Annotated in this window: 12 protein-coding genes and 2 tRNA genes; 10 read left to right on the top strand and 4 right to left on the bottom strand. The window is 47.1% G+C overall.

All coding sequences use genetic code 11. The features are described 5' to 3' along the window. Nucleotides 1–8 precede the first annotated feature (8 nt). Nucleotides 9–1274, top strand: coding sequence for a lytic transglycosylase domain-containing protein (locus HGH91_RS28660; RefSeq protein WP_168742690.1), 1266 nt, complete (start codon nucleotides 9–11; stop codon nucleotides 1272–1274). Nucleotides 1275–1351: 77 nt separating this feature from the next. Here HGH91_RS28660 and HGH91_RS28655 read toward each other — a convergent pair whose 3' ends face one another. From HGH91_RS28655 to gap, 3 genes are all read right to left on the bottom strand, one after another. Continuing rightward, nucleotides 1352–2767 (bottom strand): cation:proton antiporter, encoded by a 1416-nt coding sequence (locus HGH91_RS28655; RefSeq protein WP_168742689.1) that lies wholly within the window; start codon nucleotides 2765–2767, stop codon nucleotides 1352–1354. Nucleotides 2768–2916: 149 nt separating this feature from the next. Next, entirely contained in the window at nucleotides 2917–4116 is a 1200-nt protein-coding gene (locus tag HGH91_RS28650) for a phosphoglycerate kinase (protein WP_168742688.1), read from the bottom strand. A gap of 165 nt (nucleotides 4117–4281) precedes the next feature. Next, nucleotides 4282–5298: a type I glyceraldehyde-3-phosphate dehydrogenase gene (gap, locus tag HGH91_RS28645; protein WP_168742687.1), complete on the bottom strand. Its 1017-nt coding sequence runs from the start codon at nucleotides 5296–5298 to the stop codon at nucleotides 4282–4284. Nucleotides 5299–5440: 142 nt separating this feature from the next. On the opposite strand from gap, the gene HGH91_RS28640 reads away from it, so the two are divergent. From HGH91_RS28640 to HGH91_RS28615, 6 genes are all read left to right on the top strand, one after another. After that, nucleotides 5441–5512: transfer RNA gene (locus HGH91_RS28640), tRNA-Glu, on the top strand. Between the two features lie 404 nt (nucleotides 5513–5916). Next, nucleotides 5917–7365, top strand: coding sequence for a hypothetical protein (locus HGH91_RS28635; RefSeq protein WP_168742686.1), 1449 nt, complete (start codon nucleotides 5917–5919; stop codon nucleotides 7363–7365). A gap of 3 nt (nucleotides 7366–7368) precedes the next feature. After that, on the top strand, nucleotides 7369–8301 hold the full coding sequence (locus tag HGH91_RS28630) for a hypothetical protein (RefSeq protein WP_168742685.1): 933 nt from the start codon (nucleotides 7369–7371) through the stop codon (nucleotides 8299–8301). Continuing rightward, a complete protein-coding gene (locus HGH91_RS28625) occupies nucleotides 8237–9244 on the top strand; it encodes a gliding motility-associated C-terminal domain-containing protein (RefSeq protein WP_168742684.1) in 1008 nt (335 codons plus the stop codon). Before HGH91_RS28630 ends, HGH91_RS28625 begins: the two co-directional genes overlap by 65 nt. A gap of 5 nt (nucleotides 9245–9249) precedes the next feature. Further along, complete coding sequence (locus tag HGH91_RS28620) at nucleotides 9250–10248, top strand: type IX secretion system membrane protein PorP/SprF (RefSeq protein WP_168742683.1); 999 nt, start codon at nucleotides 9250–9252, stop codon at nucleotides 10246–10248. Nucleotides 10249–10309: 61 nt separating this feature from the next. Next, a complete protein-coding gene (locus tag HGH91_RS28615) occupies nucleotides 10310–10954 on the top strand; it encodes a hypothetical protein (protein ID WP_168742682.1) in 645 nt (214 codons plus the stop codon). 41 nt (nucleotides 10955–10995) lie between these two features. On the opposite strand, the gene HGH91_RS28610 is transcribed toward HGH91_RS28615, so the two are convergent. Beyond that, nucleotides 10996–13773 (bottom strand): TonB-dependent receptor, encoded by a 2778-nt coding sequence (locus HGH91_RS28610; protein WP_168742681.1) that lies wholly within the window; start codon nucleotides 13771–13773, stop codon nucleotides 10996–10998. Nucleotides 13774–14058: 285 nt separating this feature from the next. Here HGH91_RS28610 and HGH91_RS28605 point away from each other — a divergent pair, with 285 nt between their 5' ends. The 3 genes from HGH91_RS28605 to HGH91_RS28595 all read left to right on the top strand — a co-directional run bounded on the left by HGH91_RS28605 (nucleotide 14059) and on the right by HGH91_RS28595 (nucleotide 18407). After that, nucleotides 14059–14745 carry a DUF1345 domain-containing protein gene (locus HGH91_RS28605; RefSeq protein WP_168742680.1) on the top strand — a complete coding sequence of 229 codons (687 nt, stop codon included), beginning with the start codon at nucleotides 14059–14061 and terminating at the stop codon, nucleotides 14743–14745. 255 nt (nucleotides 14746–15000) lie between these two features. Then, a tRNA-Glu gene (locus HGH91_RS28600) sits at nucleotides 15001–15072 on the top strand. Nucleotides 15073–15206: 134 nt separating this feature from the next. Next, entirely contained in the window at nucleotides 15207–18407 is a 3201-nt protein-coding gene (locus HGH91_RS28595; RefSeq protein ID WP_168742679.1) for a sensor histidine kinase, read from the top strand. Nucleotides 18408–18432: the final 25 nt, after the last annotated feature.

The raw sequence follows: 18432 nt of genomic DNA, 5'->3' as shown, positions 1-18432 counted from the left end.
TAAATTGTATGAGAAAAATCTTTTTACTACTGCTGTTGCCAGCAACAAGTTTAGTGGGGTTGGAAGTGAAGGGAAGCAATAGCAATCCTAAAGAGATGGTGTATCCAATAGGAGCGCCAGATACTTCAGTTGTGAGACTGAGTCATAAGGTGCATTTACCTAAGGATTCAGTACCTGCATCTCCCACATCGGTGGCCGTTAGAAAGGCCGCCCAAAGTTTGCCTAACACCATTCGTAGCGCGAAGGTGTATGAGCAAATTAATAATAACCTGGTAGCAGGTTATGTGAGTAATTATGCGACCCGGTATAGTCAACACCTGCAAATCATGATTGATAAGGGGCAGCCTTATTTCAATATGATTGAAAAAGTATTCCGTGATAATGGTATCCCGGAAGAAATGAAATACCTCGCAGTGATTGAATCCAGCTTTAATACCAACGCCCGTTCCAGGGTAGGTGCAGTAGGTGCCTGGCAGTTTATGGCCGGTACCGCCCGCATTTTTGGTTTGAGTGTAGGTAAGAAAGTGGATGAAAGAAAAGACTTTTATAAATCTACCCTGGCTGCTGCCCAGTTCCTGAACCAGCTGTATGCACAGTTCGACGACTGGTTATTGGTGGTAGCTGCTTACAACTGTGGCGCAGGTGGCGTTCAACGTGCTATCAATGCCAGCGGACGTAAGGACTTCTGGGGAATGCAGTATTTCCTGCCAGCAGAATCCCGTAACCACGTATACAAATTTATTGCTACTGGTTATATTCTCGACAGGTTCAATAACTTCTTCGGTGTAAGCGACGATGTAAATCCTACCATTACGGTAAATATGCCGGCTGGTGAAAACATGGCCGCACCTGTAGCAAGAGGACCATTAACAGAAGACGAAATTTTCAACACCGTTGAAATCAACGTCACTGGTAAATATCGCCTGGAAGCTATTGCAAAGAAACTGGATATGTCTGTGCCAGAATTAGACCGCTTCAACCCGGGGTTTGCCAAAGCAATGGGTAGTGCAGAAAATTCTTACGACCTGCGTATTCCGAAAGAGAAAATGAAGCAGTTCATGGCGGAGAAAGATGAGATGCTGAAAGAATCTGTACAGATGACACTGGATGATAAAGCAGTAGGAGTAGATAAATCTAAATTCCCACCTCCGGTGAAAATGGCAGAAAAAACAACCGTAGCCAAGAAAACTACTTATTCTTCCAGGAAACATCATTCAGCAGCAAAGAAGCATCATACCACAAAAAAGCACACTGCTAAGAAAAAGAAGAGATAATCACCCGAATGGGTATACGATAAAACAAGAGAGGGAGCTGATCATCAGCTCCCTCTCTTGTTTTATGATGGATTGATTTATAAAGTGGTTAAGCTTTGCTTCCGTTTTTCGCTCATCGCTACCAGGTCCAGCAATGGGCCAGTCATAAACGTAGTAGCCAGGGCCATCAATACCAGCATGGCAAAGATTTCGGGCGACAGGATGCCCAGGTCAAAGCCAATATTCAACACCACCAATTCCATTAATCCACGGGTATTCATCAGGGCGCCGATGGCTACCGATTGCCGCCAGGACTGTCCCATTAAACGGGCGGTGATGGCACTACCGCCGAATTTTCCTGTTACTGCTACCAGCATGATAATACTGCAAACGATCCAGAGATCGCCCTGGTTCAGCAAACCGATTTGCGTTCTTAAACCGGTGAACACAAAAAAGATGGGTAGCAGCAGCATAACGCTCACATCTTCCAGTTTATCAGTAAGCAGTTGTTTGATATTATTGGAGGCAGGCATGATTACACCCGCCAGGAACGCGCCAAACAGTGCATGAATACCGATTACCTCTGCCACCCAGGCAGAGATCAGCAACATAAAAAATATAGTGGACACCGCCGCTTTCTCACGTCCTTTGGACATCAGGGAGGCGGTTACTTTGTTCAGCCATGGGCGAACTACCAGCAGCATCAGTGCTACAAATACCAGGGCGAGGCAAATGGTGACCAATGCGCTCATCAGGCCACTGGCATTCACAATGGCTACTACCACTGCAAGGATACACCAGGCAGTTACATCATCTGCGGCTGCACAGGTGATAGCCATAATTCCGAGGGGAGTATGGGTTAATTTTCTTTCCTGTACAATACGCGCCAGTACCGGGAAGGCGGTAATACTCATGGCGATGCCCATAAACAGTGCAAAAGAGAGGAAGCTCACATTAGCAGGCGCAAAGCGGGTAAAGAGGAAATAAGCCAGCCAAACGCCCAGGAAGAAAGGCACAATGATGCTGGCATGGCTGATCATCACTGCATCATGGGCTTTATGCCTGATTTTACTGATGTCGAGCTCCATGCCCACTATAAACATAAAAAAGGCCAGGCCTATCTGGCTGAGGAATTGCAGGTTCTTCAACGATTCCACCGGAAAAATAAAGCCGGAGAAGGAAGGCGCGATCCAACCGAGCAGGGAAGGGCCCAGTAATACGCCTGCAATGATTTCACCTACCACAGCTGGTTGTTTTATTTTATTGGCCAGTATCCCGAAGAAACGGGCTACCACCATAATCAGGATAATTTGCAGCAATAGTAGTCCCAGTGGATGCTTAAGATTATCGAGGTAATGCCACCATCCCGCCGTAGCGGGCGGTGCGGCTACCGGCTTAGCCGGAACAAGATGATTGGAGTTGACGGGCAACGATTGACCTTTTTGCAGGATGATCCAGATGAGCACCCCGAAAGAGCCGATGATGGCCGGATACCACAGCAGGCGTTTGTTCATGACACGAGAGTGAATGGTTGTCGGTAAAATACTAAAAAACGTTGGGGTATTTTTATGCTCCGTCTTATAAAGTAACAGCTACCAGTGCGAATGATGCTGGCGCCATTCGTACTGGTAGCTGTTACTTTATGTTAAATGTTTTTAAAGTTTTATTGCTGGCCTACAGCCGCGATTCCTGGCAGAACTTTTCCTTCGAAGAATTCCAGCAGAGCGCCACCGCCGGTAGATACGTAGCTCACCTTATCGGCAATACCAAACTGGTTTACCGCAGCCACAGAGTCACCGCCGCCTACCAGGGAGAAAGCTCCTTTGGCAGTGGCTGCAACAATAGCTTCGGCTACTCCTTTGGTACCGGCCTGGAAGGCGGGCATTTCGAATACGCCCATCGGACCATTCCACAGGATGGTGTTGGAATTGGCGATAGTTTCGCCAAACAGCGCTACAGATTTAGGGCCTATGTCGAGTCCCATCCATCCCGCAGGAATATTATCGTTGGATACTTCCTGGGTATTGGCATCTGGTGCAAATTTATCAGCCGCGATAGAATCGACAGGCAGTAAGAGTTTCACGCCTTTTTCCTTTGCTTTGGCTACCAGTTGATTGGCCAGGTCCAGTTTATCATTTTCGCAGAGGGAGCTACCAATTTCCTTGCCCTGGGCTTTGAGGAAAGTATAAGCCATACCGCCACCGATAATGAGGTTATTGGCGCGATCCATCAGGGTTTCGATGATGAGTATTTTATCACTCACTTTAGCGCCACCGAGGATAGCGGTAAAGGGAGCTGCTGCGTTATCCAGTACTTTGGTAGCACTGTTAACTTCAGCTTCCATCAGCAAGCCAAACATACGGTTAGCTGGTGAAAAATACTGCGCAATCACTGCGGTAGAAGCGTGGGCACGGTGTGCAGTACCGAAGGCATCATTTACATATACATTACCGAGCTTGGAGAGCTGCTCTGCAAATTGCGGATCGCCTTTTTCCTCTGCTTTGTGGAAACGCAGGTTTTCCAACAACAGCACTTCGCCCATTTGCAGGTCTGCAGCTGCTTTTTCGGCAACGGGACCTACGCAGTCAGATGCAAATTTTACAGTAATACCACCCAATAGGCTAACGAGGTGATATACCAGGTGTCTTAAAGAATATTTATCGGTAGGACCATCTTTCGGGCGGCCCAGGTGAGACATCAGGATCACGGCGCCGCCATCTTTCAGGATTTTCCGGATAGTGGGAACCGCTGCGCGCATACGGGTGTCATCGGTAATTTGGAACTCATCGTTCAGCGGAACGTTGAAATCCACACGTACCAATGCTTTGCGGCCATTAAAGTTATAGTCAGCAAATTTGCTCATATGTATCAATTTAAGATCATGAGAACGGGGTAATATTAAAAAACCGCGGTACCAACAGCGCAAAGCAAGTATACAACCAAAAAGAAAAATCTGGCCAATTGCTGCTATGGTGTAGTCCCGCGGAATTTAAAGACTCCCCGCAATAGCAGGGAGTACATGGTATAATTATTTAGTAATCAGACCAGCGAAGTACTTCACAGTACGTACCAGCTGAGATACATAACTCATTTCGTTATCGTACCAGGAAACGGTTTTAACCATTTGGTGTTCGCCTACAGTCATTACTTTAGTTTGTGTAGCGTCGAACAGGGAACCGAAGTGGATACCGATGATGTCAGAGCTTACAATTTCATCTTCAGTGTAACCGAAAGACTCGTTGGAAGCGCCTTTCATTGCTGCGTTGATTTCGTCAGCAGTTACTTTTTTACCGAGGATGGTGGTCAGCTCAGTTAAAGAACCGGTGATAGTAGGTACGCGTTGCGCATTACCGTCCAGTTTACCTTTCAGTTCAGGTAATACCAGGCCGATGGCTTTAGCAGCTCCGGTACTGTTAGGTACGATGTTAGCGGCAGCAGCACGGGCACGGCGCAGGTCACCTTTTGGATGAGGAGCATCCAGGGTGTTCTGGTCGTTGGTGTAAGCATGTACGGTAGTCATTAAACCGGTGATGATACCGAATTTGTCCTGCAATACTTTAGCCATAGGAGCTAAGCAGTTGGTAGTACAGGAAGCGCAGGAGATAACGGTTTCGCTACCATCCAGGATTTCGTGGTTAACATTGAAAACGATCGTTTTCAGATCACCAGTAGCGGGAGCAGAGATTACTACGCGTTTAGCGCCAGCAGTGATGTGTGCAGCAGCTTTATCTCTGTCTGCAAAGAAACCAGTACATTCAATTACTACATCGATGTCATGCTCTTTCCAAGGAATTTGAGACGGATCTCTCTGTGCATATATTTTCACATCTTCACCGTTCACATTGATTGCGTTTTCAGAATGCTTAACTTCTGCATCGAATCTACCCTGTGCTGAATCATATTTCAGCAAATGCGCCAGCACGTTAGGGCTGGTGAGGTCATTGATAGCTACCACATCAATGCCGGGCATTTTGTAAATTTGGCGGTATACCAAACGGCCAATACGACCGAAACCATTAATACCAATTTTGAGAGTAGTTCCCATTTTACATCGTGATTTGAGTATGAAAAAATCGAGAGCGAATTTACAATCAATACCCTTATTAATCAATATAAATTTAGGTTAGCAAAATTTTTTTTGGAAATATAAAATAACGTCCTACATTTGCAATCCCAAAACGATACATGCCGCGTTGGTCAAGGGGTTAAGACGCCTCCCTTTCACGGAGGAGTCACGGGTTCGATTCCCGTACGTGGTACAAGATGGGATACAGTCCCAAAGAGCTGAAGGCTCCTCTTTTTTAGAGGAGCTTTTTTCTTTTTAGCCCACTCATATTGGAATGCCCTGATCTCATTTATCCAACAGACATATCACAAATACAATTGCCTGCGGACCGTTTCGAAGGCAAAGCCGGAGCTGCATAATTCCATGCCAGTTTTGTAAACTTATATTGCTTCTTATTAAGTGGATAAAAATATTAATATGTAATTAATTTCATGTAAAACATTTATTGGTTTTATATTTTTTGTGCATTTTCATTCATCTTCTGTTATTATTCATTTTGTTCATTAGTCGCTGAAACGGTTTCTCCCGTGGATTATTAGGGTACATTAGTCATACCGTACCGGAAATATCCCAGTTATTACAGCGACTAATATCCTTATGCGTATCCCTTTCTATGTGTTGTTGAATATAGAGATTGCAACCAAACTAGCCCGATTGACGAGGGGATTACGCTATGCTACTATACTATGTCTCTTTTCCCTCATTTTCCCATTTTCTTCTGTTTCAGCACAAAGCGGCTGCCCCGTTCCTAAAATCAGGAAATACGCTATCGGCCAAAGACCTGTGGCTACGCCGGTTTTAGCCAGTGTTACCAGTGGCGGTAATGCAGCCGACGGAAATCCTGCTACTAACTCTACTTTAAGTGCGGCGCTCGGCGTGCTGGGGCTGGTAACTGCTACCCAATATCTCAATTTCAACAGCCAGGTAACTGCAGGAACACCTGTATATGTGAAGATCAACTACCCGGTAAACCTGGTAGGCTTAGGAAGCTCCTTTACCGTGCAACCATTTGTGTATGACGCATCGCATAATGAACAGCCGGTAGGTCAGTCTTACACCGCCGGCGATTTATTGGCCGTACTCAGTGGCGCCGGCGATATGGAAGTTGCATTTACTCCCCAAACCACCACCGGAACGCCAGTGGCTTATGATGGCGTATCGGTTACGCTCAACGGCGTATTATCTGTTGGCGCCAGCATGGGAGTGTATGACGCATATATTTTACAGGATGCTACCTCCGCCACCTGTAACCAACCCATTGACGTACTCGCAGGCGTAAGAGCGGGGGGACTGAGCATCGCCAACGCCACAGGATCCGTTACCAATAAATGGAACGCCATCGATGTGGATCCTACACTCAGCACTTATGCACAATTGAACACCGGCGCCGCCGTGCTGACACAAGTATTTGAAACCGTACTATTCAATACCACCACCCGCCCGGGCGACTCCATCTACATCGTATTGCAGGACCCAGGTGCGGGATTGCTGGATCTTAATTTGCTGACTGGCTTTACCATACAACCTTACCTGGGGAAAACAGCAGCAGGCAGCGCTATTACCAATACCAACACCCTGCTTAATTTACGGCTTCTGAGTGGCGCCGGTAATAAGTATGTTTTATCGGCCGCTATCCCTGCAGCTTTTGACCGCATTGATATTTCAATGGGTGGATTGGTAGGGGCGTTATCTTCTCTGCGGATTTATGATGTGAAAACTATCATGCCAGTTCCCACTTATGGACTCACCATCAATGGCAGTGCCAGTGCTAACCCTGTCTGCATTAAAGACGCGGGTAAACTACAGCTTAATATTTCCAATACAGATCCCTGTGCTACTTATAATTGGTATAAATCGGATAATGTGACCCTGCTTGGTACCGGCAGTTCTTTTAAGCCAGTGATTACCAGTCCGGGTACCTATACCTATTATGTGGAAGCCGTGAGAAGTGGCTGCAACAGCGTTCCCAGTAATCGTATACCCGTTAACGTTACCGTGGTTCCACGTCCCGGAGCCCCTTTATTAACCATTCAATTAAACCCTTAACATATGAAAATTGCGACTCTCGGAATGCGCCGGTCTTTCTACCCGGTTTTACTGATCCCTGTTATCCGTGGAAACCTGTTCAAACTGGCACTGGCAGCTTTGGTATCGCTTTTTGCACTCAACGCCCATGCACAAACGATCCCTGTAAAAGCGCCTGCCGACCTTTCCGTGGGAGATGACCCTACCAAGGGTACTTCCACCAGTACAGGTACCACCTTATTTTGTGTGGATCAATCTGGTTTTACATTGGCATCGAGTACTACTGACCCAACCAGCAGCCCCGCGGTTAACTATACCAGCTGGCAATGGCAGGAGATTGATGCCGCTGGTAACGCTGGAGCTTTACCTGCTACCGCCACACCAACCAACGAAAAGCTGGTGGTGGCCAGCGCTACCCCCGGCTGGCATACTTACCAGGTGACTGCAGCGACTGGTACGGCAAACTGTCCGGCAGACCCGGTGATATTTACGGTATTTGTGTTGCCAAACCTCACTGTAACTTCTGCAGTAGACCCGGCTAATAACCCCAGCCTTACCTATTGCGCAGCCGATGGTGCACCAACGATTCCCGCTAAACAAATTAACCTGACCAGCACCGTTGCGTTTAATGGCAACTTAAATAGTGTTCCAGGTTTAAAGCAATTCCAGATTTCTGATTTTGATCTTTCCTATGTTTGGTACAGACAGGACGTAACCACTGCTAGTCCGCCTCCGCCTACACAAGTAGCCACTACCACAACGGGCAGTTACACTATTACAGATCCTGCGGTGACTTCTGCGGGTACGGAGAAGAAATATAAGTATAGTGTACAGGTAAATTATAAAGTAAAAACATGCGGTGCTACTCCTTATTCTGCTATAACGCAGTCGAGTGGCACTGACGCTGTTATCACTGTTACGCCGAAACCAGGTAAACCTGTTATTACCATCCAGTAAAAGGCGTATGCTGAAGAGAGGTACTGCTTTCATATTGTTCCTGTGTGGGTACGGCCTGACTGCCGCCGGGCAGTCGGTCCCCATCAGGTATATTATGCCCGGACAGCAGGTGAAATTGTCTGCCACCTCCGTGAATGCCCCCCGGTATCAGTGGTACCGCGACGGAATGGCATTGCCTGGAGCGTTCCAGCAAGATTACGTTACCGCCACTCCGGGCAAATATACCGTGGAAGCTTATGGCAGTGGTGGATGTATTTCAGATTTATCGGACCCGGTGATTATTGCCGAAATAACCGGCCGTGGCCCCGATGCTGATATGCAGATCAGCAAGACCGCAGATAACGGCGCCTTTAAACTCAACAGCACTTTTAATTATTATCTCACCATAGCTAACAATGGCCCTGCAGATGCCACCGGTATTATGGTGACAGATAAACTTCCTCCCCAGGTATCCCTGGAACTCTTGTCTGTGCCTACTTTGGGAACGGCTACTTACCAACCGGATGATCACACGGTGGTATGGAAGATCAATAGTTTACAGGCAAGTATGGCAGCATCCCTCTCGATAAAAGTGAAAGTGATAGCAGCCGGTCAAATCACCAACACCGCTACGGTAGCTGCTGTGGAGCAGGATAACGCGCCGCAGAACAACCAGAGTACGCATCAGTTGTTGGTATTGCCATTACATATCCCCAACGCCATTACGCCTAATGGCGACGGGATCAATGATGTTTTCGTGATCAGTGGGTTGGAACAATACCCCGAAAATGAACTGACTATCCTGAATCGTTGGGGTAATCATGTGTTTGAACAAAAAGGATATACGCAAAACTGGAGTGGTAAAGGATTGAATGAAGGGACCTACTTCTACCTGCTGCGCGTCAAAGATGGAACTGGCCGCTGGCAGGAGTTTAAAGGTTATATCACGTTGCTGAAACCTTAACAACTATGTGTATCAAAAAATATTTCGTTTTCCTGGTGAGCTTATTGGTGGGCGGGCAGTATGCGCAGGCCCAGCAAGATGCACAATTCAGCCAGTATATCTTCAACGGGATTTACATTAATCCTGCTTACGCGGGATACCGGCAGGAATTGAATGCGCACGCCTTTTACCGGGATCAATGGGTAGGTATTGCCGGTGCGCCGCAAACCATGTCGCTGGCGATAGATGGCAATGTAAACGACGACCGGGTTGGATTAGCCTTACAGGTGTCGTCCGATAAGATAGGTGCCCAGAGCCAGTTAGCAGCCTATGGTAACTATGCCTATCGTATTCCATTAGGAACAGAAAGTGGCCGGCTGGCGCTCGGTATAGGCGCCGGTATTGTACAGCAGGGCCTCGATCCCGGCAAGCTCGATTTCACCAATCCCAATGAGCCAAATATCACTGGCGCTGCGCAGCATATGCTGTTGTTTGACATGCGGGCCGGAATATATTACTCAACGGCTAACTGGTTTGTTGGATTTTCGGCAGATAATCTTACGGCACAGTACCAGGCAAAAAATAAGCCACTGGCACATTTTATCCCTGTGCCCAAGCCTCACTATTATTTAACGGCGGGTGCCCTGTTTCCCATGAATGATGACGTGATGTTAAAACCTTCATTCCTGCTGAAAGATGATCGCGGAGGTCCGACCAGCCTGGATCTGAACATGTTTGTACTGCTGAAGGAAATAGTATGGCTCGGTGGTGGATATCGTACAGCCGTGAATATTTATAACAAACCCGATTTACAGCCAGGCCTCACCAAATCCAGTGCAGCCGTGGCAATGGCGGAAGTATTTGTAATACCGGAATTACGGATCGGTTACGCTTTTGACTATGCACTGAATAAATACCGCACCTACAATAACGGGACTCATGAAATTTCCGTAGGGTATTATTTTAAGAGAATGGATAATGCAAGAAGAACTTCATTAAGACAAGTTCGTTGCTCTTATTTTTAGCATGTGGGGTTTTATTGTTAAGTTTGGTAAAGGAAAACCGGACTTTTAAACGATGTAACCCATGCAAACCATTTCTGCTGTACTGTATTTTCTGAGCCATCATCCCGGCTGGTCATTTTTATTGTTAGTATTGTTTTTCGGTGCCTTATACGCCGTTACCAAAAAATTGATCTTTGGTATCCTCACTTTGCTGATGCCTATCGCCAATATTTTCCTGGCGCATATGCTGAATGCCTGGTTTCTGAACGCCTATGGCGTTAAAGGAACCGGTATTGTTACATTGATATCAGAAACTAACAGCACCCTCAACGACAACCCTATTTATGACTATGATGTGTTGGTGAAAACGCCTGATGGAGAAGACGTACTTACTGGATTTTCCACGATGTCGGCCGCTATTTACCCGGTAAGAAACGCCATATTGTTGCCGCCAGCCAATGAAGCTTTTGTGCTGAAGTATATCCCGGGTTATGAAAAGAATATCGTGATACTAAGCGATGAATCTGCTTATGGTTTGGCGAGAATTATCTATGAAAATAAGCAGCCGGTGGAAAAAGCCCGGATACAGTATGAAGCAAGTCGCAATAACAGGCAATTTAAAGAAGAATATAAGCAGGCGTTAAAAACATTTATCGCCGATCCGGATAATCTTTCCGATGATATGGCTTTAAGAGCGTACCGGGAGGTGCTCCACAGCCTGGAATAAGAAAATGAAAGGAGACGCGAGCCCGCGTCTCCTTTCATTTTTTAGAAGCTGAGATTGAGCCTTGCAAACAAGAAACGGCCATTGAAGCCAAACTGTTGTGATGCCCGGCTGTACACAAAGCGTCCGGAGCTTTGGTTAGCTGCCGATAATTTATCAGGATAGATATCCAGCAGGTTGTTGGCGCCAATAGTCAGCCCCAGGGCAGGGATAAACCGGTATCCTATACTTACATCAGTTACCACTTTGCCTTTATACCAATCCTGTGCAGTTACTACGTTAGTAGCTTCCTGTACTTTCCCGAAATAAACATTGCGTAGGAAGAAACCCCATTTCTGAATAGTATAATTCAGTGACAGGTTGGCTTTTGTTTGAGGAACGGCAGATTCCAGATAGATGCGGCTCGCGGCGTCAAAGTAGGTACTTTCTTTGCCTGCCAGTTGTGGCGATGCGTGAATAGGTCCTACCAGGTTGGTTTTGGCGAACGTGCCGGAGAGATCTGCCCGGAGATGACCTTTGCCAGGATGTACGGTATACGTAATTACCACATCTACTCCTTTGGTTTCTGTGTTGATAGCATTGGCGAAAAACCTTGCTGTAGTAGCATTGGCGGTGCGAAGGATATTGTAGATTTCCTGTTCCTGCGGTGTACCGTTTTTGTTACCGGAGAACTGCCCGGTGTAAACAATGCGATCGTTTATCCGGATGAAATAGCCGTCGACCGTTAATTTCAGCGGTCCGAGGTTGCTGGTGATACCTGCGCTATAGCTATATGAAGTTTCCTGTTTGAGTTTAGGAATGCCAAGCAAAGCTGCTACCCGGCTGTCATTGGTGAAGGTGCCTGACTCCAGGAATACGCCATCGGTGAATATACTGGAGGTGGCATTGAAGTAGCGCTGGTGCAGGGAAGGCGCCCTGAAGCCGGTGCTGGCGGCGGCTCTCAGCAGGAACTTGGGACTGAACTGGTAGCGACCGGCCAGTTTCCAGTTGAGGGTGGAACCAAAGTCGGAATAATTTTCAAAGCGGAGGGCTCCATCTACCAGTAGTTTTTCGGTGAAGTTGGCTTCCACATCGCCATAGGCAGCTACAGATGTGCGGGACGCGTTGGTGGCATTATCTGGACTAAATCCGGGGAAGCTTTGGGCGCCGCCGGCAAATGCGCTGCCATTGGCTGCAAAGCGGGTGGAGATATTTCCTTTCGGATCTGGAATGAGAATAGGGTTCCCTTGCCCGTCCGTGCCTATTTTGAGGGCATTGCCGTAGTTAATGTAGGAAGATGCTTCACCAGGCAGTATGCGGTAGTTTTCATAGCGATGTTCCGCGCCAAAGGCCACGTTGATCCCGCTCAGCACATCTTTGAAAAACCGGGTAAAATCGAGGTTAGTGGTGTTTTGAAGAAAACGGTAACCACCAGCCTCAAAGGTAGTGGGAGAGGCTTTCAGGAGAGAAGCGTTGAGTGTATTATCTACGTTGAAGTCTACCGCATTTTGCCCGATAGTATTACTAAAATCTACTTTCCATTCGCCCAGTGTGCTCCTGATACCGGCAGCCAGCGATTTATCGCGGTTATCAGTTATAATCAGTGGCAGGAAGCCATTGGGATAGATGGTATCGTTGTTCTGGGTAAGCTGGGAGGGCGTTCTGTAAAACGCGGCTGCTTCGCCATGGCGATAGTTGAGTCCACCGAAAACATACAGCTCTGCTTTGTCGCTGATAGGCAACGAAGCGTTTAAGAACAGGCTACCGCCGCGGTTGGCCGATTGTCCTATACGGGAGTTGAAGTCTTTGCGTGTAAGGCCTCTTTTGGCCAGTTCTGCATCGGTAATATCTTTTCCGGTAGGACTACCTGGCGTAGCTGCCAGGGCAGGATCGTTATAGTCGTTGAAAATGGTACCGGAGAAGGTGCCGGTGCGATTGGTATAATCGCGGTAGTCGTAAGAGCCGGCCAGGTTGATGTATCCGCCCTTATCGCCCAGGGGCAGACCGTAGTTGATGTTGGCCTGTACATTTTGCCCATCGAGCCCATTGATGGAGTTTTTGGATACATAGGCGCCGGTAGATACGCCTACATTTACTTTATTTACTTCGTCGTTGAGCACAATGTTGATAACACCCGCAATGGCATCAGAGCCATATTGGGCAGCGGCGCCATCCCGCAATATTTCTATTTTTTTGATAGCGGAAGTTGGAATGGCGTTCAGGTCGGTACCTACAGAACCTTTACCAAAGCTGCCGTTGATATTAACGAGGGAAGTGGTATGCCGTCTTTTACCATTGATGAGTACCAATACCTGGTCGGGACCTAAACCACGAAGGGAAGCGGGGTCTATATGGTCGGTTCCGTCCGACAGGGTTTGGGTGTTGGAAGTAAAAGAAGGCGCCACATAGTTGAGTATCTGGTTAATGCTTACCTGTGGGGAGTATTGGGCTATTTGTTTTACATCCACTACGTCTACAGGTACCACGGTGGATAGCTGGCTGCGTGGCGCACTCCTGGAACCCAGTACCACCACCTCGTTCAGGTCGTCGGTTGATTTAAGAACAAAGTTGAGGGTAGCTGATTCGCCGGCGGCTACAGTTATTTCCTGCACGCTGGCCTGGTAGCCGATATAGCTGGCGCTGAGTGTATATTTACCCGGCTGTACTTTTATTTTATAATGGCCGCTGGCGTCGGTGGCAGCGCCTGTGTTGGCGCCTATCACTCTTACAGAGGCGCCTGCGAGTGGTTGCTGCTTATCGGCAACGGTACCTTCAATGGTTTGTCCGTAAGCGGTAACGGACAATAGGAAAAGCCATAGCAGGGCGTACAATTTTGATTTCATGCTATTGATTTTAATGTTGAAAGTAGGAGCAGTTTACCACTCCGGGGAGTTACTATACTGGTTGATAATTACCTGGATGCCCGAAGGCATTGTTGTTGACGGCTTTCCGGGTTATCCCGGAATGTATGCCGGTTGTTGGGATTCATAGCCATTAATTAGTGTGGTACTAATTTACGAAATTGAATGGGTTAAACAATAGTCTACTGTTTTTATAGGATAATAATTTTTTCACAGGATAGGTATGTCTTTAAAAACAAGGCTATCTTTAATCTATAAGTTGTTCTTATGCGAAAAAAGAAGGCCGTAAAGTTATTGGTCGGCATGCACCCGTTACAGCGGGTATTGGTAAGCCTGGGGTTCACCGGCCTGGTGTTGGTGAGCTTTTTATTAATGAATGTCAGCTTTCATCCGTTGGTGCTGTATACATTGTTATGGGATGTATTTGCCATCTCTTACATTGTTACAGGGTGGATCGTATTTTATAATCGTACGGTAGAAGAGTTGCGTACCTGGGCGAGGATAGACGATGGCAGCCGGATATTTGTATCCTTTTTCGTGGTATTGGCTTCTATTGCCAGCCTGGTGATTGTGCTGCTGTTGATGTTGTCTAAAGAAGTGTCAGGCGGTTCTAAGGTGATTTACTTGCCCGTAGCGATTACGGGCATGCTGGCTTCCTGGGTGATGGTACATACCACGCTGACTTTCCATTACGCTAATTTATACTATGACGATGATGGGACGGATGTTACCAAACATGCCGGTGGGCTGGAGTTTCCGAGTGAAAAGCACCCGGATTATATCGACTTTGCCTATTTCTCTTTTGTGATCGGGATGACTTTCCAGGTATCGGATGTAGAGATCAGCAGGCGGGTGATCCGGCGTACGGCACTGGCCCATGGCCTGCTGTCGTTTGCACTCAACACGTTTGTGGTGGCATTGACCATTAACCTGATCGCTGGCCTGAAACAATAGATCGTATAGTCTTTGGGGTTAGTACCGGGCATCTCTCTCCCTGAAAAATATTTTCGGGGGAGATAATATTGCAATAAGTCTTCTTGAAATAGATCAAATGCCCCGTGGCTGCGGGTAGGGATGGGGTAGCTTATAGCCAGGAAAGCCAGTTTTTTGAATGGTAGAAAGCATAATCTTCTTATCTTTGAGAAGAAATCGAAAAAAAATTTTGGAATAATAAACATTTTCCTATCTTTGCAATCCCAAACAAAAAATGCCGCGTTGGTCAAGGGGTTAAGACGCCTCCCTTTCACGGAGGAATCACGGGTTCGAATCCCGTACGTGGTACAAGAAGGACTTCTGAAAAGAGGTCCTTTTTCATTTCAGCCATTATTTCCCGCACCTTACGACATACAACTAACAACAACATTTAGTACATTTATTACAGCACTGCAACTGTCTCCGATATTGTAATGATGCATATGCATGTCAAGGTAACTGCCCCACGGTGGCAACATGCAGCCAGGTATATCTTTTACCTGCTGTGGATAATGGTTGCCCTTCCCAATGCAGTAGCACAGCATCCGTCCAAGGTTTCGTACAACTTTTCCCACCTGGATATCAGCAACGGCCTGGCCAGTAATCACGTATCGGCTATTATGCAGGATAAAAAAGGGTTTATCTGGATTGCCAGCACCGCCCTGCAAAGATACGATGGCACCAATCTCCTGACGGTGGCCAGCTTCGACCGCGTGCCCGGTTCCATTTACTACGACGATATCTGTCTCTGCGAAGACCACCAGGGACGCATATGGATGGGAACCCCGGACAATGTCCGTGTATATGACCCTGTAACCGATCTGGTGAAAACGTTGAAAGTGGCCGAAAAAGATGTGCGTCCCGAAGGACTGCAATGTAGCCAGATTGTGCAGGACCACGCCGGCGTAATATGGGCTACTACGCATGATGGATTACTGCGGTTCAACGAAAAAGCCTTTAATTTCCAGAAAGCGACCATTATTCCCGAAGCTGATCGCGAACAAATGATGGATGCCATCATGGAAGATGAAGCAGGTAACCTTTGGCTCAGTGGAAAACACGGCGTTTATATCCTGGACCGGGACAGGAAGAATTTATACAGCCGCGTTAATAACCCGCAACACCTGCCTATACTGGACATAGACAATACGTTTAAAAAAATCTATACGGATGCCGATCACCAGATATGGCTGGCCTGCCGCAGTGGACAACTCTTCTGTTTCGATCCGGCCTCCCATAAACTAAACGCCTATACGTTTGAAACACCGCTGGAAAAACGCCTGCTAAAAGTAAAAAGAGAGCTGGACAACACTTTCGATCTTGTTTATGATGGGGACAAAAACGTATGGGCAGCCACTGAAAAAGGCGGAATTTTCCATTTTAACCGTGCATTGGGCCGTTTCGACCTGAATATTACCGCTAATAATAGCGATGAAAAAGGATTTCATTATAACTACGAAGCCAACTGTTTTCTGAGCGACCGGGAAGGACATCTTTGGATCGGTACCGACCGCGGAGTGAATATTCTCAGTCTGCACAATAAAACCTTCCGCCTGCTCGACAGCCGTACCGTTTTCCCCAATACGAAAGAGCAACTCCCGGCAACGGAAGTGACAGGCATTTTGCAGGCCGCTAACGGCGATGTATATGTGGGTTACTGGGGCCAGGGCTTCAGTCGCCTTACACCCGATTTGAACCTGGTACACAACTATGTGCACAATTCCACCGGGAATACCACCACTTCTTTACCTGAAGAACGGGGCCTGGTATGGAGTTTTGCAGAGTTAAAAGACGGGACTATCGTGGTAGGCCAGGAAAATGGGAATCTTTCTCTCTTTAATCCTGCTACAGGACAATTTATCAAACATGTAACCTCTCCCGTACTATATGAACAAACGGCTTTGCATTTACAACCGCAAAACGATACCACGGTTTGGATAGGTCTTTATAAAAGAGGATTGGCCAGCTGGAATCCACAACAGAATACCTTCCGGCAATTCAATGAGTTGACCGACTCCCTGAAGCGCCCGGTATCTGTGATGGATATTGTGCCCGAAAACGATTCTATGCTGTGGTTGGGCACCAGCAGCGCAGGCCTCATGCTGTTTAACACCCGGCAGCGTTGCATCGTCATCAGGGAAGCATTTACCCGGAGCTCAAGGGTATATAGCAATATTACTTCCCTGCTACGCTATAACGATAGCTTATTGTTGGCTGGTACCGATCATGGTATGTGGATTTATAATACCCTCCGGCAAACTTACCGGCCGCTGCTTACCAATACCAAGTTGTTCGACCAATGGGTGCTGAGTATGGTGATGGGTGATAAGAGTGAGGTATGGTTTACCACGCAATATGGTTTTTATCGTTATTATCTCCCCGAAAATAAACTGGAAACATTTATACAGGCCGACGATATTGTGGACAATGCCCGGAAAGTGCGCCGCCGGGTGATCCGCTTAAAGAATGGCAATCTATTGGTAGGCGCCTCTGACCATGTAGTTACCTTCGATCCCAACAGCCTGCAGGTAGCGCTGCCGCCTCCCGATGTAACGATTGTAAATCTTAAGGCGTTAGACAGCACCATCCTCATACAGGCCGCCATGCGGGATAGCCTGCCGGTAATACTGAGCCATAAGCAAAACTTTATCAGCATTGAGTTTAAGAGCCTGCAATACCACCAGGAACGCATCCGGTATTATTACCAACTGGAAGGGGTAGATGAAAACTGGGTGTTGACAGACAATATACTGGTGGCTAAATACACCAATCTTCCACCGGGAAATTACCTGTTTAAAGTACGTGCGGTAAATGCAGCGGGTACCTTTTCGGATCATATCACTACGCTTCGCCTGTTTATTAAGCCGGCATTCTGGCAAACAGGTTGGTTTCAGTTGATATGCTTGCTGCTGGCAGCTTCCCTGGTATACCTGTATTTCAGGCTGCGCATTTCTGGGATCAAGCGGGAAGCAAAGAAACGGGAGGCGATACAACAACAAATTGCACAGCTGGAAATGAAAGCGCTGCGGGCGCAAATGAATCCGCACTTTATTTTTAATGCGCTCAATTCCATCCAGACTTTCATGATGAAAAGCGAAACAGAACAGGCGTTATCTTACCTGAGCCGCTTCGCAAAACTGATCCGCAACGTATTGGATAACTCCCAGCTCAATAATATCACCGTAGCGCAGGAAGTGAGCGTATTGGAAAACTATATGGAATTGGAAAAGCTGCGCTTTTCCGACGAATTTGAATACGAAATTATCATCGATCCATCGTTGGATGCCAATATGGTAGAAGTACCTACCATGGTGATTCAGCCATTTGTAGAAAACGCCATCTGGCATGGCCTGGTGCATGAAAAAGGGAAAGGAAATCTCACTATCACTTTTAAAAAGGTAGATGACCGCGTTTTATGTACCATTGAAGATAATGGAGTGGGTAGAGAGAAGGCCGCTGCGATGAAGAAAGCAAATAGACCCGGACATCAGTCACGGGGACTGCAAATTACACGGGACCGTTTATCGCTCTATAATAGCCGCTTTAATGTAGATGCCAGCTTCGACATTGAAGATCTTGCTGATGAAGAAGGAAAAGCATCGGGAACAAGAGTAAACCTGTGGTTCCCGTTGGTAGAAGAATAGCATCACGCAAAGCAAAAAAGAAGCA

This window comes from Chitinophaga eiseniae (genome assembly GCF_012641265.1).
In the GTDB taxonomy this organism is placed as follows: Bacteria; Bacteroidota; Bacteroidia; order Chitinophagales; family Chitinophagaceae; genus Chitinophaga; species Chitinophaga eiseniae_A.
This window is presented reverse-complemented; position numbering and strand designations above follow the sequence as displayed.